This window comes from Streptomyces sp. NPDC003379, assembly GCF_053589195.1.
Genome location: NZ_JBSFRK010000009.1, coordinates 199989 through 215245 on the forward strand (window position 1 = coordinate 199989; position 15257 = coordinate 215245).

The window sequence follows — 15257 nt, forward strand, 5'->3', positions numbered from 1 at the left end:
GTGCGGGTCCCTTGATGCTCGTGTGGTCCGGACAGGCCGTATCACTGGTCGGAAGCGCCGTTCTCAGATTCGCTTTCATTATCGAGGTCTGGTCCACCGGGGAGCAGGCCACCGCCGTCACCGCGCTGTCTCTCTGCGCCCTGCTTCCGCAGGCGCTGTTCAGCCCGTTCGCGGGCGCGATAATCGACCGCATCCGCAAACGTTCCGCCCTCCAGATCGCCGACGCGGGCGGATTCCTCACCGTCGGTCTCCTCGCCGCCGTGCACTTCTTCGGCGGCGGCCTGGAACCGTGGCAGGTCTACCCGGCCACCGTCCTCCTCGGCGTCAGCGCCGCCTTCCAGCTGCCCGCGCTCACCGCCGCCGTACCCCTCCTGGTGCGCAAGGACCAACTGGGCCGCGCCAACGGCCTGCTGGCCGGAGCGAGGAGCGCCGCGGGGATCTGCGGCCCGGCGCTCGGCGGCGTCATGGTCGCCGTCTCCGGGATCGGTGCCGTCCTCGTCATCGACCTGGTGAGCTACGCCTTCGCGCTCATCGGCGTACGCGTCGTACGGATGAGGGGCGACAAGGTCCCCGAGGGCGCGGGCGCGCCCCGCTCCAAGATCGTCGCGGAGGCCGTGGAAGGGCTGCGCTACCTCTTCCGGCAGGCGAGCCTGCGCGACATGACCGTGAACTTCTGCACGGTCAACCTCGTCATGGTCTTCGGCTTCGCCGTCATCCAGCCGATGGTCCTGCTCAAGTCCGGCAACGGCGCGCTCGCCGCCGTCAACAGCGCGATCGGCGTCGGCGGAGTCGTCGGCGGTCTGCTGATGGCGGCCTGGGGCGGCCCGAAGAACCGGGGCCGGGGCATGATGCTCGGCATCGTCGGCATGTGCCTGTCGGCGCAGATCGGGATGGCCCTGGTCGGCGGGGTCGCCGGCTGGTGCGCGGCCATCCTGGTCGGCGCGCTGCTCATGACGCTCGTCAACGCCTCGATGCAGGCGATCGTGCAGACCAAGGTCCCCCAGGAGTGGCAGGGCCGGGTCTTCGGCGCCGTCATGTTCCTGTCGCAGATCTCCGTACCGCTGGCCACGGCCGTCTCCGGGCCGCTCGCCGACGGCCTCTTCGAGCCGCAGGCCGCGGACGGGGCCGGCGTCTTCGTACTCCTCGGCCCCCTGTTGGGCGACGCGCCGGGCAGCGGCATGGCGGGGATGCTCCTCCTCGCCGGCGTCGCGGGCCTCGCGGTCGCACTGTGGGGCCTGGCGAGCCGCTCCATCAGGGACATCGACGTACTGCTGCCGGACATCGACGCCGATGTCGACGGTGGCGATGGCGATGGCGACGAGACCGAGCGCAAGGGCGACAAGGGCGACAAGGGCGTCAAAGGCGTCAAGAGTGGCAAGGGCGGTGAGAAGGATGACGCGGTGCGTGCATGAGCTCTTCGAGGAGTGGGCGGGACGTACGCCTGACGCGACAGCGGTGGTGTACGAGGGTGAACGGCTGACGTACGCCGAACTGGACGCCCGGGCCGCCCGGTTGGCGGGCCTCCTCGCGGCGCGCGGCGTGACGCGCGGCGCCACCGTCGGGGTGTACCTGGAGCGCTCCGTGGAGCTGGCGGTGGCGGTCCTCGGCACGCTGAAGGCGGGGGCGGGCTACGTGATGCTGGACCCCGGCTTCCCGGCGGGACGGCTGCGGGGGATGGCGGCGGACGCGGGGGTGGCGGTGGTGTTGGCGGGGCGTGCTGCGGGCGGGCCCGTGGGGGATGCGGGCGTGCCAGTGGTGTACGTCGAGGACGCCGCACGCGCGCGGCCCTTGGCGCGCGGGGCGGTGCGGGTGGCGCCCGATGACGTGGCCTGCGTGATGTTCACCTCCGGGTCGACGGGGCGGCCCAAGGGCATCGTCGCACCGCACCGCGCCGTCACCGCCACGCTGACCGGCCAGGACTTCGCCTCCTTCGGTCCCGGCTCGGTGTGGGTGCAGAGCGCGCCCGTGTCGTGGGACGCGTTCGCGCTGGAGCTGTGGGGGCCGCTGCTGGGCGGCGGGACGTGCGTCCTGCATCCGGGGCGCCGCCCCGACCCGGTCGTGATCGCGAGGCTCGTCGCCGCGTACGGCGTCACGTCCATGTACCTGTCCGCGTCCCTGTTCAACGTCATCGTCGACGAGTATCCGCGCGCGATCGCCGGGCTTCGCGAACTGGTCGTCGGCGGCGAGACGCTGTCGCCCCCGCACGTGGCCCGCGCCCTGGAGCGCGAGCCGGGCCTGCGGATCACCAACGGCTACGGCCCCGTCGAGTGCATGGTCTTCCTCACCGTCCACCACGTCACCCCGGAGGACGCACGCGGAGACGGTCCGATACCGATCGGCCGCCCGCTGGCGGGCAAGCGGCTGTACGTGCTCGACGAGCGGCTGCGGCCGGTCGCGGACGGCGTCACCGGTGAGCTGTACGCCGCCGGGGCGGGCGTCGCGCGCGGCTACTGCGACGCGTCGCTGACGGCGGAGCGGTTCGTGGCGGCGCCGCCCGGCACCGGCGCCGAGGCCGCGGGTGAACGCGTCTACCGCACCGGCGACTTGGCGCGGCGAAGGGCCGACGGGACCTTCGAGTACCTGGGCAGGGCCGACGGCCAGGTGAAGATCCGGGGCTTCCGGGTGGAACCGGGCGAGGTCGAGACCGCGCTGGCCCGCCACCCCGGAGTCGACCGCGCCGCCGTGGTGGCGACCCGCGCGGAGGCGGACGGCGAGCGGCAACTGGTCGCGTACGTGGTCCCTACGGCCCGAAGCGAACAGGCCGTCTCTGAAGCCGAATTGCGCGCCCACGCGGAACGCGAACTCGCCGACTTCCTGGTGCCCGCGGCCTTCGTCCCGCTGGACGCGCTGCCGCTGACGGCCAACGGCAAACTGGACCGGGCGGCGCTCCCGAAGCCGTCGCTCCGGGCCGAGACCCCGGCACCGCGCGCAACCGACGTCGACGACGCGGAGAGCGGGACGGTCCGCGCCCTGTGCACCCTGTTCGCCGATGTCCTCGGCGTCGCGTCGGTCGGCCCGCACGACGACTTCTTCGGCTTGGGCGGCCACTCCTTGCTGGCGGCGCGGGTCCTCGGCCGCGTCCACGCGACGCTGGGCGCCGAACTCGACCTTCGTACGCTCTTCACGGCGGCCACCCCGGCGGGGCTGGCACCGTACGTCGACGCCGCCGCCGCCGACAAGTCCCCGCGGCCCGCGGCCCCTTCGCCGCTCGCCACCGCCGCCCCGCTGCCCGTCTCCCACGCCCAGCACCGGCTGTGGTTCCTGGACCGGCTCGGCGCCGGAGTCGCGTACAACCTGCCCATGCTGGTGCGGCTGCGCGGCGCGGTCGACCCGGACGCCCTGGGGGACGCCCTCGCGGACGTCGCCGTCCGGCACGAGGTGCTCCGTACCGTCTTCGACGAGGTGGACGGCGCTCCGGTGCGGCGCGTACTGAGCGGCACCGAGGCCAGGCCACCGTTCCGGCACCGCACGGTGCCGCGGGCCGATCTGCCAACGGCGGTCGAGGACGCCTCCCGGCACCACTTCGACCTGCGCCGCGAACTGCCCCTGCGAGGCGCGCTGTTCAGCACCCACGAGCGACCCGACGAGCACGCCCTGCTCGTCCTGGTCCACCACATCGCCGGGGACGGCTGGTCCCTCGCACCACTCTTCCGCGACCTGTCACGCGCGTACGCGGCACGGACCGCGGGGGCGGGCACGGCCGTCTCGGAAACGCTGCCGCCTTTGCCCATCACGGATGCCGAGCAGGCCCGCCGCCAGGCACCCCGCTCCGGTCCGCCCGCCGCCCCCGCGTCCCTCGCCGCTCGGACTGCGGGAGGCTCCGCCGTCTCGGGGCCGCTGGCGCCCCTGCCCAGCGGTTACGTCGGGCAGGCTCGCCGTTCGGCGGATGACCTCGGCGCGTCCGCTGCCCGCGACGACGCAGGGTCCGCTCGGACTGCGGGAGGCTCCGCCGTCTCGGGGCTGCTGGCGCCCCTGCCCAGCGATTACGTCGGGCAGGCCCGCCGTTCGGCGGACGACCTCGGCTCGTCCGCTGCGCCCGTCGATGACGCGTCCCTCGACGCCCTGGCCGCAGCAGGCCCCGCCGGCCCGGGAACGCTGCCGCCCCTGCCCCTCACCTACGCCGAACATGCCCGCCGCCAGGCAGCCCGTCTCGGCTCGCCCGCCGACCCCTCGTCCCTCGCCGCCCGCCAACTCGACTACTGGAAGCGGACCCTGCGAGGCGTCGGACCCGACGGGCCTCTGCTTCCCCGGCGTTCGGACCGGCCCGCCGTGCCGGGGTCCGTCGCCGCGACCGTGGTGCGTCGGCTCGACGCGGCCGTCCACGCTCGCGTCGTCGACGCCGCCCGCGCTCAGGGCGCCACCCTCTTCATGGCTCTGCACACCGCACTCGCCGGCGTCCTCGCGCGGGCGGGCGCGGGCGAGGATCTGGCGATCGGCGCGCCGGTGGCGGGGCGCGCGGGGGACGGCAGTGTGGAGGACGCCGTCGGGTTCTTCGTGAACATGCTCGTGCTGCGCACCGACGTCTCCGGCGACCCGAGCGCGCGGCAGCTGCTCGCCCGCGTCCGGGAGGCGGACCTCGGCGCCTTCGCCCACCAGGACGTGCCGTTCGAGCATGTGGTGGGCGAGCTGAATCCGCCGCGTACGCGGGGCCGGCAGCCGTTCACCGACGTCGTCCTCGCCCTGCAGAACAACGCGCGCGCCGACGTGGACCTGCCCGGCGCCGACGCCGGAGTCGAGGTGGTGCGTACCGGCGAGGCCCGCTTCGAGCTGCTCGTCGACGTCACCGACGCCGTCGGACCCGGCGGGGCCCCCGAGGGCCTGACGATGACCTTCGAGTACCGCGTCGACTCCCTGGAGGAGCCCTTCGTGGAGTGGCTCGCGGACGCGCTGCCCCAGGCCCTGGAGGCAGCGGCCGCCGCACCGGACACACCACTGTCCGCACTCGTCCCCACCGGGCCCCCGCGCCGCGCGGACGACAGCGACAGGGGCAGGGGCAGGGGCGGGGGCAGGGACGGGGACGGGGACAGGGGTAGCGACGTGGCCGCAGCCGGCCCCGTCACCCCGCTGGAGCGCGACATCACCGCCGTCTGGCGCGACGTCCTCGGCGTGCCGGACGGCATCGGGCGGGACGACGACTTCTTCGCCCTCGGCGGCAACTCACTGCGCGCGCTACGGGTCGCGGCCCGCCTCACCACCGACACACGAACCGTGACGGCCGCACAGCTCTTCGCCGCCCCGACCGTCGCCGCCCTCGCCACCGAACTGGCCCGGGCGCCCGTGACCGCAGGCCCCGCCCCCGCCCCCATCCCACGGCGGCCACGCGTGCCCCGCCGACAGGAACAGCAGAGCCACCTCGGCAAGAAACAGGAGGAGAGGCCGTGGACCTCAGCGTGATGTTCTTCGGCGCGGACAGCGCGGACAGCGCAGGCGGTGCAGTCAGTACAGGCGGTGCAGCCGGTGCGGTCAACGCGGACCGCGCCACCCCCCACTCACAGACATACGACGACATCCTCACCGTCGCCCGTACCGCCGACCGCCTCGGTTTCCACGCCATCTGGACCCCCGAGCGCCACTTCCAGCAGGTGGGCCAGGTCTTCCCCAGCCCGCCCGTGCTCAGCGCGGCCCTCGCCGTCGCCACCGAGCGCATCCACATCCGCGCGGGCAGCGTCGTACTGCCGCTGCACCACCCGCTGAAGGTCGCCGAGGACTGGGCGGTCGTCGACAACCTCTCGCACGGCCGGGCCGGGATCTCCGTCGCCACCGGCTGGCACTCCACCGACTTCACCCTGGCCCCGGACCACTACGAGGACCGCCGCGAGCGGACCCTTCGGGCCATCCCGGAGCTGCGGCGCTTGTGGGCGGGCGAGGCGGCCACCTATCCGGACGGCACCGGGCAGCCCGTCGGCGTCGTCTCGCAACCCCGGCCCGTGCAGCGGGAGTTGCCGCTGTGGATCACCACCTCCGGCAACCCCGAGACCTGGGAGGCCGCCGGGCGCCTGCGCGCCGGAGTGCTCGGCGCGACCGTCGGGCAGAGCAGGGACGAGCTGGCCGAGAAGATCGCCCGCTACCGCGCCGCCTGCGCCGCCGCCCCCGACCAGGCGGGCACCGACGCGCACGGCCGCGTGACGCTGATGGCACACACGTACGTCGGCGCGGACGACGCGGAGGTGCGGCGCCTGGCCGCCGCGCCCCTCAAGTCGTACCTCGCCTCGTATCTGCGGCAGACCGCCGCCAACCGCGCCGCCGGGGCGCGCGAGGGCGCGGAGCTGACCGGCGAACAGACGGCGATGCTCGCCGAGTTCGCCTTCCAGCGCTATCTGACCTGGGGCAGCCTCCTCGGCTCGCCCGGCACCTGCGCCAAGATGCTCGCCGACCTGCGCGACCTGGGCTGCGACGAGGTGGCCTGTTTCATCGACTTCGGCATCGGACGGGACGAAGTACTCGCGGGGCTGCACCGCCTCGCCGAGCTGAGAGAGGCCGCCGCACTGTGACCCCGAACCAGCCTTCCACGACCCCGCACCAGCCCTCCATGGCAGACCGCTTCAGCGCCCTCAGCGGTGAACAGCGGATACGGCTGATGCGCCGCCTCGTCGACGCGGGCCGCGCCCGGGAGATTCCCGCGGTCGTGCCGCCCCGCGACGCCGGCGGCACCGTGCCGCTGAGCCCCGCCCAGCGGGACCTGTGGGTGTACGAGTCGCTGTATCCCGGTACTCCGGCCCTCAACCTCTGCTGCGCCTACCACTTCGACGACGCAGGCGTGTCCGTCGACCCGGCCCACCTGGAGGCCGCGCTCACCCTCATCCAGGCCCACCACGACATCCTGCGCACCCGCATCTCCGGCACGGCGGACGACCCGCGCGTCGACTTCCCCGACGAGGGTCCCTTCGTACTGGAGCGCGAGGACCTGCGCGGCACGGGCACCACCATCGAGGAGGCCTTCCGGGCCTTCCGCCGCCGCCCGTTCGACCTCACGGCGGAGCGGCTGATCCGGGGCCGCTTCGTGCGCGTCGACGACACGCGTACGACGCTGATGCTGAGCCTGCACCACATCATCACCGACTGGTGGTCCTTCGACGTCCTGCAGAGCGAGTTCGCCGAGGCGTACCGCGCCGTGCGCGACGGCACCGAGCCGAAGCTGGCCCGGCCCACCGTCCAGTACGCGGACTTTGCCTCCTGGCAGGGCGAGTTGGAGGCCGCCGGGGTTTTCGACGCGCGTCTCGACTTCTGGCGCCGGTACCTGGCCGACCCGCCGGGTCCGCTGACGGTGCCGGGCCACGGCAGCCCGGAGACCGGCAGCCCGGAGACCGACAGCCCGTCGACCGACGGCGAGGACGGCATCGTGCAGATCCGCTTCCGCGTCGACGCCGACACCACACGGGCCGTCCGCGCGCTGGCCCGCGAGCGGGGCGCGTCCGTGTACGTCGTCCTCATGACGGCCTTCGCGGTCCTCGCGCACCGCGTGTCCGGCGCCGACGACCTGGTCATCGGCACGCCGGTAGCCAACCGCTCTACCAAGGGCCTCGAACACGTCATCGGATACGTGATGAACGCCGTGCCGACCCGCTGGCGCATCGCCGAAGACGACTCCTTCGCCGACGTCCTGGCCCGGTTCGGCACGGACTTCCCCGCCCTGATGGCGGGCGCCGACCTGCCGGTGGGCCGCATCGTCTCGGCCGCCGCTCCCGAACGCAGCGCGGGCCGCTCCCCTCTCTTCCAGTGGGTGTTCATGCACCTCACGGAGCAGCCGAGCGTCTCCGCCGTACGGGAGTTCGCCGAGCCCGAGCGCATCCACACCGGCGGCGAGCACGACCTCGTGGGTGTCGTACGGGACAGCGGCGACGGCATGGACGGCAGCTTCGAGATCCGTACGGACCTGTTCTCGCCCGAGGCGGTGATCCGCTGGGCGGACAGTTACCTGCATCTGCTCAAGCAGGTCGCCGCCGACCCGGCCGCCCTCCTGCGGGACCTCGACGTGGTCCCCGAGGCCGAACGCCGCCGCCTGCTCGCCCTGGCGCGGGGCCCGGCCGCGCCCGCGGCCGAGTCCCTTCCGGACATGGTCGCCCGGCACGCCGCCCGGACCCCCGACGCGCCCGCCCTGGAAGCGGACGGGCTGAGTCTGACGTACGCCGAACTCGCCGCGCGGGTCGAGCGGTTGGCCGAGGTGCTCACCCGCCACGGGGCGGGACCGGGGCGGACCGTCGCGCTCGCCGTCGGGCGCGGCGCGGACCTCCCGGTGGCCGCGCTCGCCGTGCAGCGGACCGGGGCCGCCTATCTGCCGGTCGACCCGGACTACCCGACGGAACGCGTCCGCCGCACGCTCGACGACGCGGCACCGGTACTTCTCATCACGGACACGCGGACGGCCACCGCCGGGGTGCTGCCGCGGACCGACCTGCCGTGGCTGGTCCTGGACGAGGGCGTGTATGCGGGGGAGTCCCTGGCGCCCGAGCCCCTCACCCCCACGCCCCTCACCCCCACGCCCCTCGCCCCCGCACCCCTCGCCCCCGCGCCCCTCAGCCCCGCACCCCACCCGCCCACCCACGCCGCCTACGTCATCCACACCTCCGGCTCCACCGGCACCCCCAAGGGCGTCGTCGTCACCCACGCCGGGGTCGCCGCGCTCGTCCACAGCCTTGTGGACCGCTTCGCGCTGGACGCCGGGTCCCGGGTCCTGCTGCTCGGCTCACCGGCGTTCGACATCTCCGTCGCCGAGATGTGCATGGCCTTCGGGCCCGGCGGCACCCTCGTCGTGCCACCGCCGGGCCCGCTCGCCGGGGACGGCCTGGGCCGCGTCCTCACCGAGCGGCGGATCTCCTGCGCGATGGTGCCGCCGTCCGTCCTCGCGACCGTGCCCGAGGGCCCCTACCCGGCGCTGCGCGCGCTCGCGGTCGGCGCCGAGGCCTGCCCGCCCGCGCTCGTGGCCCGCTGGGCCGTCGGCGGGCGCCGCTTCCACAACGCGTACGGGCCCACCGAGGCCACCGTCGCCGCCACCCTCTCCGGCCCGCTGACCGGCGACGGCACCGCCCCGCCCATCGGCACCCCCGTCGCGGGCACCACCGCGTACGTCCTCGACGCGCGGCTGCGCCCCGTGCCCACCGGAGTCGCGGGCGAGCTCTACCTCGCCTCGGCGGGTCTGGCCCGCGGCTACCTGAACCGGCCCGCCGCCACCGCCGAACGCTTCGTCGCCGACCCCTACGGCACCCCCGGCTCCCGCATGTACCGCACCGGCGACCTGGCGTACCGCGACGACGACGGCACCCTTCACTACCTGGGCCGCACCGACGAGCAGGTCAAGCTGCGCGGCCTGCGCATCGAACCGGGCGAGGTCGCCGCGGCCCTCACCGAGCACCCCGCGGTGGCGCGGGCGGTCGCGGTCATACGCGAGGACGGCGGGGAGGACGGCAGCGAGGACGGCGACGACACCCACAGCCGCCACAGCCGCCACAGCAGCCACGGCCGTCACAGCAGCCACAGCGGCAGTCACCGCAGCAGGCCACAACTGATCGCCTACGCCGTGCCCGCCCCCGGAACACACACCCTCGACCCGAACGAACTCCTCGCCTACGCCGCCACCCGGCTGCCCGCACACATGGTGCCCTCGGACATAGTGCAGCTGCCCGAACTCCCCCTCACTCCCAGCGGAAAACTCGACCGTACGGCCCTGCCCGCACCCCGGCCCCGCTCATCGACGCGGGCACCCGCCTCTACCCGCGAACGAGAACTGTGTGGCCTCTTCGCCCAGGTCCTCGGTGCCGAAGAGATCGGCGCCGACGACGACTTCTTCCGGCTCGGCGGCGACAGCATCATGGCCATCCAGCTCGCCGGACAGGCGTCGGCGGCCGGACTCGTCCTCGCCCCGCGCGACGTGTTCACCCTGCGTACGCCCGCACAGCTGGCCGTCCACGCGCGGTCGGCGACCGCCGAGGGCGGCCCGGACGCCTCGGACACCGGCGTCGGCCGCTTCCCGCTCACGCCCATGATGCGGTGGTGGCTCGAACAGGGCGGCGACACCTGGGCGTTCACCCAGTCGATGGCGTTCCCCGTGCCGCCCGGCACGGACCGGGAGCGGATCGAGGCCGCGGTGCGCGCGCTCACGGAGCGGCACGGGGCGCTGCGGATGCGGCTGCTGGCGTCGGAGCTGGAGATCGAGGTGACGCAGGAGGCTCCGCCCGGGGCAGCCGGACTCGTACGGGTCGAGGTCACCGACGAGACCGAAGCGCTCGGCACAGCACGGGAGTTGGCACGTAAAACCCGCCTCGCCCCCGAGGACGGAGAGATGCTGCGCGCCGTCTGGCTCGACGCCGGGCCGGGTCGGCGGGGCCTGCTGCTCCTGACCCTGCACCACCTGGCGGTCGACGGCGTTTCATGGCGGATCATCGGCCCGGAACTGGCCGCAGCGCTATCGGGCGACGGCGGGGGCGGGGGCGGGGGCGCCGTGACCGTGACCCCGGCCCCCGGCACCTCCTTCCACCGCTGGGCCGGGCTGCTCGCCGAGGCAGCGATGAGCCCGGAGCTGGAGGCGGAACTGCCGTGGTGGCAGGCGAGTGTGTCGGCGTCGGAGCCGGAGGAGTCCAGGTTCGTCACCGCGACGACGGGGCGGGGTGCGGGCGCCCGCCGCGCGACCCTCACCGTGGACCTCCCGGCCGACCTCACCGAGGCCGCACTCACCACGCTGCCCGCCGCCTTCAACTGCGGCCCCGACGCGGTACTGCTCACCGCGCTCGCCTCAGCCGCCGTACGCCACCGGGGTTCGGGCACCGGCCTGCTCGTACATCTGGAAGGACACGGCAGGGAGGCGTTGTCCGCGCCTGCGGACGTGTCCCGCACGGTCGGCTGGTTCACGACGCAGTACCCGGTCCTGCTCGACCTGGGACAGGAGGGGGGCGCCGAGGCGCTCAAGGCCGTGAAGGAGCGGCTGCGGTCCGTGCCGAACGGGGGCATCGGCTGGGGACTCCTGCGCCACCTCAACCCGAAGACGGCCCCGCTCCTCGCCGAACTCCCCACACCCGACGTACGTTTCAACTACCTCGGCCGCTTCACCTCCGAGGACGCGGCGGGCGGCGAACTCCTCGCGGCCGGCCCCGACGCGGTCCCGCTAGCCCACGCGGTGGAGATCGACGCCCTCGCCAAGGAGGGTGAGGACGGTGGGCTGTGCCTCGAAGCGACCTTCTCGTACGCGGAAGGGGTCCTCGCGGAGTCGGAGGTACGGGAGTTCGCCCGACTGTGGCGGGATGCGATCGCCGTACTGGCGCGGGAGACGGAGAGAGGCGGTCCGGTCGGCGCCACGCCGTCGGACTTCCCACTGGTGGGCCTCTCGATGGAGCAGCTGGCGATGCTGGAGGGGGACTTGGCGGGTCTTGCTGAGCCCGGGGGTCTTCCCGACGGGGCGAGTCCCCACGAGGCGAGCCCCGACGACGGGGTCGGACTCCCTGGCCTGGCGGACCTTGCTGGCCCGGGGGATCTCCCTGCGCGGGGCAGCCTCTCGGGCCCGGCGGACCTTCCTGGCCCGGCGGATGTGCCTGGCCGGGCAGGTCTCCACGAGGCGAGCCCCGGCGATGGGGTCGGGCTCTCTCGTCTGGCGGGCCTTGCGGGTCCGGGGGGTCTCCCTGCGCGGGGCAGCCTCTCGGGCCCAGCCGACCTACCCGGCCCAGCGGACCTTCCCGACCCGGCGGCGGAGCCGGAGGGTGGGCGATGAACGGGCGTATCGCGGACGTTCTGCCGCTCACCCCGGTCCAGGAAGGGCTGCTCTTTCACGCCGTACGGGACTCTGATGGCCCCGACCCCTACCTCGTCCAGGCCCGCTTCCACATCGGCCACGCGATCAGGCCCGAGACAGTACGGGCCGCGCTCGGCGCCCTCATGGAGCGGCATCCCAATCTGCGGGCCTGCTTCCGGTACGAACGTCTCGACCGGCCCGTACAGGTGATCCCGCACGAGGTCGCCGTGCCGTGGAGGGAGGCCGACCTGACCGGGCGGGCACCGGCCGAAGTGGACGCGGCCACCGCCCAGTTGCTGGCCGCCGACCGTACCCGCCGCTTCGACCTGGCGCGCCCGCCGGCCCTCCGCGCCCTGTTCATACGGCACGACACCGGCAGCGAACTCGTCCTCTCCTTCCACCACATCCTGCTCGACGGCTGGTCGGTCCCGGTCCTGGAACGCGACCTCGCGGCCCTGGTCACCGGCAGGACGCTGCCGCCCGCCGTGCCCTACCGGCAGTACGCGCTGTGGCTGAGCCGCCAGGACCAGGGCCGCGCCGAGGCGGCCTGGCGCGAGGCACTCGCGGGCCTGGAGCGCCCCGCACCCCTCGTACCCCCGGTACCTCCGGCAGCCCCGGCGCCCCCGGGCGACGACGCGGGCGGCGACACGGGCGGCGACTCCGCCGACGAGCCCGATACCGTGCGCCTGCACCTCACCGCCGAGCTCACCACCGCCCTTGCTCGCCGCGCCGCCGCCGAGGGCGTCACGCTCAACACCCTGACGCAGGCCGCCTGGACCCTGGTGCTCGCCCGGATGACCGGCGGGCGGGACCTGGTCTTCGGCGGGGTCGTCTCGGGCCGCCCGCACGATCTGCCCGGTGCGGGCGAGATGGTGGGCCTGTTCATCAACACGCTGCCCGTACGGGTCCGGCTGCGCGACGGGGAGACCGTCGGGGAGCTGCTCACCCGGATCCAGGACGAGCAGTGGGGCCTCGCCCCGTACCACCACGTGCGGCTCACGGACGTACAACGGATGGCGATCCCGATCCCCGGCACGGGACGTGGACATGGTCCCGGGCCGGGCGAACTCTTCGACTCCGTCCTCGCGTTCGAGAACTTCCCGCGTGGGGCGGCGCGGGGCCCGCGGGACGACGGCCCGCACACCGTCCGCGTCACGGACGTACGGGATGCCACGCACTACCCCGTGACGCTCGCCGTCGTCGCGGGCGAACGGATGCTCCTCTCGGTGGGTTGCCGGCGTGGCATCTCCGCGGCGGCGGTCGCGGCACGCGTGGCGCGGGCGTTCGAGCAGCTGGCGGGCGACCCCGCGACGCCGGTGGACCGGATCGACGTACTCCCGGAGCAGGAGCACCGCGAACTGCTGGCACGGTCCGCCGGAACGCGGACGGCGCGGACGGCGCGGACGGCGCCCTCGGCCGGGCCCGCCACCATGACCGGACGGTTCGCCGAGCAGGCGGCGCGCACGCCGGACGCGCCAGCCGTAGAGAGCGCCGACGGCGACAACATCCTCACGTACGCCCGACTGGCCGAGGAGTCGGACCGCCTGGCCCGCCGCCTCACCGCGGCGGGCGTGACGCCCGGCTCGACGGTGGCTCTGCTCCTACGACGTTCGCCGTCGCTGGTCATCGCGCAGCTCGCGGTGCTCAAGGCGGGGGCGTGCTGGCTGCCCCTGGACCAGGCGCAGCCGGCCGAGCGGCTGGCGCGTCTGCTGGACGGGGCGTCGGCGCGGCTGGTGCTGACGGAGGGGGAGCCGTCGGCGCGGCTACCTGCGCACGTACGCCGACTGCCCGTGCACGGGGATTCACCGGAGGCCGGACGGCTCACCGTGTCGCCGCACCCCGAGTCCCCGGCGTGCGTGATGTACACATCCGGTTCGAGCGGCGAGCCCAAGGGAGTCGTGGTCCCGCAGCGGGCGATCGTGGAACTGGCCGGGGACACGCGTTTCCGACCCGGGGGGAGGGGCGAGCCGGGTGCGGCGCACGCGCACAGCCGCGTCCTGCTGCACAGCCCGCACACGTTCGACGCCGCCACGTACGAGGTGTGGGTCCCGCTCCTGAACGGCGGCACGGTGGTGATCTGCCCCGACGAGCCCGTCACCCCCGCCCTGCTGGCGAAGGTGCTGCCCGAGCGGCGTGTCACCGCGCTGTGGCTCACGGCGGAACTCTTCCGCACGGTCGCGGAGTTGGCACCGCGGTCGCTGCGCGGGCAGCGCGAGGTGTGGACCGGCGGCGACATCGTCGACCCCGAAGCGGTGCGCCGCGTGAGGGAACACTGCCCCGGCACGGCGATCGTCAACGGCTACGGCCCTACGGAGACGACGGTCTTCGCGACGACGCATTACGTTCCGGCTGCGGGTGTGCTGGGCCCCAGCATCCCGGCGCCCGGTGTCCCGGCGCCCGGTGTCCTGGCGCCCGGTGTCCCGGCGCCAGGCGTCCCGGTGCCAGGCGTCCCGGTGCCCGGGCTCCCGGTGTCCGGGCTCCCGGTGTCCGGTGCCCCGGCCGACGATGCCCCGGCCCCCGGCATACCGACCGACGTCATCCCGCCCCACCGGACCAGGGTCCACCACGCCCCGGCCTCCGACATCCCAGCCGACGGCACCCCGGCGACCGGCCTTCCGGCGCCCGGTGTCTCGGCCCACCACCTCCCGGCTGAGGGAATCCTGGCCGACGGAGTCCTGGCCGACGGAGTCCCGGCCGACGGAGTCCCGGACCAGCACGTTCCGGTCACCGGTGCGCTGGCTCCCGGCGCCCTGGCCCCCGGCGCCCCGGTCGACCGGGCCACGACCCCGCGCGTTATGTCCCCCCACAACCCGACCCCCCACAACCCGGCCCCCCACAACCCGGCCCCCCACAACCCGGCCCCCCACCTCCCGCACACCGCCCCGAGCGGCGGCCCGCTGCCGATCGGCCGCCCGCTGGACGGCACCCGCGTCCACGTCCTGGACGCCCGCCTGCGCCCCGTGCCGGACGGCTGCGTGGGCGAGGTGTACATCGCCGGATCCGGACTCGCCCATGGCTACTTGGCCCGCCCCGCCGCCACCGCCGAACGCTTCGTCCCCGATCCGCACGGCACCCCGGGCACCCGTATGTACCGCACCGGCGACCTGGCCCGCAGAACCCCTGACGGCACCCTCGAATTCGCGGGCCGCGCCGACGACCAGCTCAAGATCCGCGGCTTCCGAGTCGAACCGGCGGAGGTGGAGGCAGCACTGATGACCTGCCCCGGCGTCACCCGCGCGGTGGTCGCCGCGAGGCCCGCGCCGGACGGCGGCAAGCGGTTGGCGGCGTGGGTGGTGCTGAAGGAGGACGGCCTGCCAACCCGAGCGGCGGAGGGGGCTCCGTCGACGTCAGTGGCGGAAGACGGCCACTCGGTCGCGGCGGTCGAGGACGACCTGTCGGCCCGCGCAGCAGCGAACGGCCGCTGGGCCCGAGCGGCGGAGGAGGCCCCGTCGACGTCAGTGGCGGAAGACGGCCACTCGGTCGCGGCGGTCGAGGACGACCTGTCGGCCCGCGCAGCAGCGAACGGCCGCTGGGCCCGAGC

The 15257-nt window shown here is 74.5% G+C and carries 5 protein-coding genes; all 5 read left to right on the forward strand.

Features of this window, described 5'->3' with window-relative positions; genetic code table 11:
- Positions 1-14 precede the first annotated feature (14 nt).
- Entirely contained in the window at positions 15-1412 is a 1398-nt protein-coding gene (locus tag ACWDVB_RS11425) for an MFS transporter (RefSeq protein ID WP_451611959.1), read from the forward strand.
- Entirely contained in the window at positions 1405-5394 is a 3990-nt protein-coding gene (locus ACWDVB_RS11430) for an amino acid adenylation domain-containing protein (protein ID WP_451512787.1), read from the forward strand. Before ACWDVB_RS11425 ends, ACWDVB_RS11430 begins: the two co-directional genes overlap by 8 nt.
- Complete coding sequence (locus tag ACWDVB_RS11435; RefSeq protein WP_451512788.1) at positions 5379-6491, forward strand: MupA/Atu3671 family FMN-dependent luciferase-like monooxygenase; 1113 nt, start codon at positions 5379-5381, stop codon at positions 6489-6491. Before ACWDVB_RS11430 ends, ACWDVB_RS11435 begins: the two co-directional genes overlap by 16 nt.
- 38 nt (positions 6492-6529) lie before the next feature.
- Positions 6530-11695 (forward strand): amino acid adenylation domain-containing protein, encoded by a 5166-nt coding sequence (locus tag ACWDVB_RS11440; protein WP_451512789.1) that lies wholly within the window; start codon positions 6530-6532, stop codon positions 11693-11695.
- Positions 11692-15257, forward strand: a 3566-nt coding sequence (locus tag ACWDVB_RS11445) for an AMP-binding protein (protein WP_451512790.1), incomplete at its 3' end; no start/stop codon positions are given. The genes ACWDVB_RS11440 and ACWDVB_RS11445, both read left to right, overlap by 4 nt.

Excerpts from the sequence above, each read along its gene's own strand:
- ACWDVB_RS11440 (WP_451512789.1), top strand. The coding sequence starts at position 6,530 with ATGGCAGACCGCTTCAGCGCCCTCAGCGGTGAACAGCGGATACGGCTG.
- ACWDVB_RS11425 (WP_451611959.1), top strand. The coding sequence starts at position 15 with ATGCTCGTGTGGTCCGGACAGGCCGTATCACTGGTCGGAAGCGCCGTT.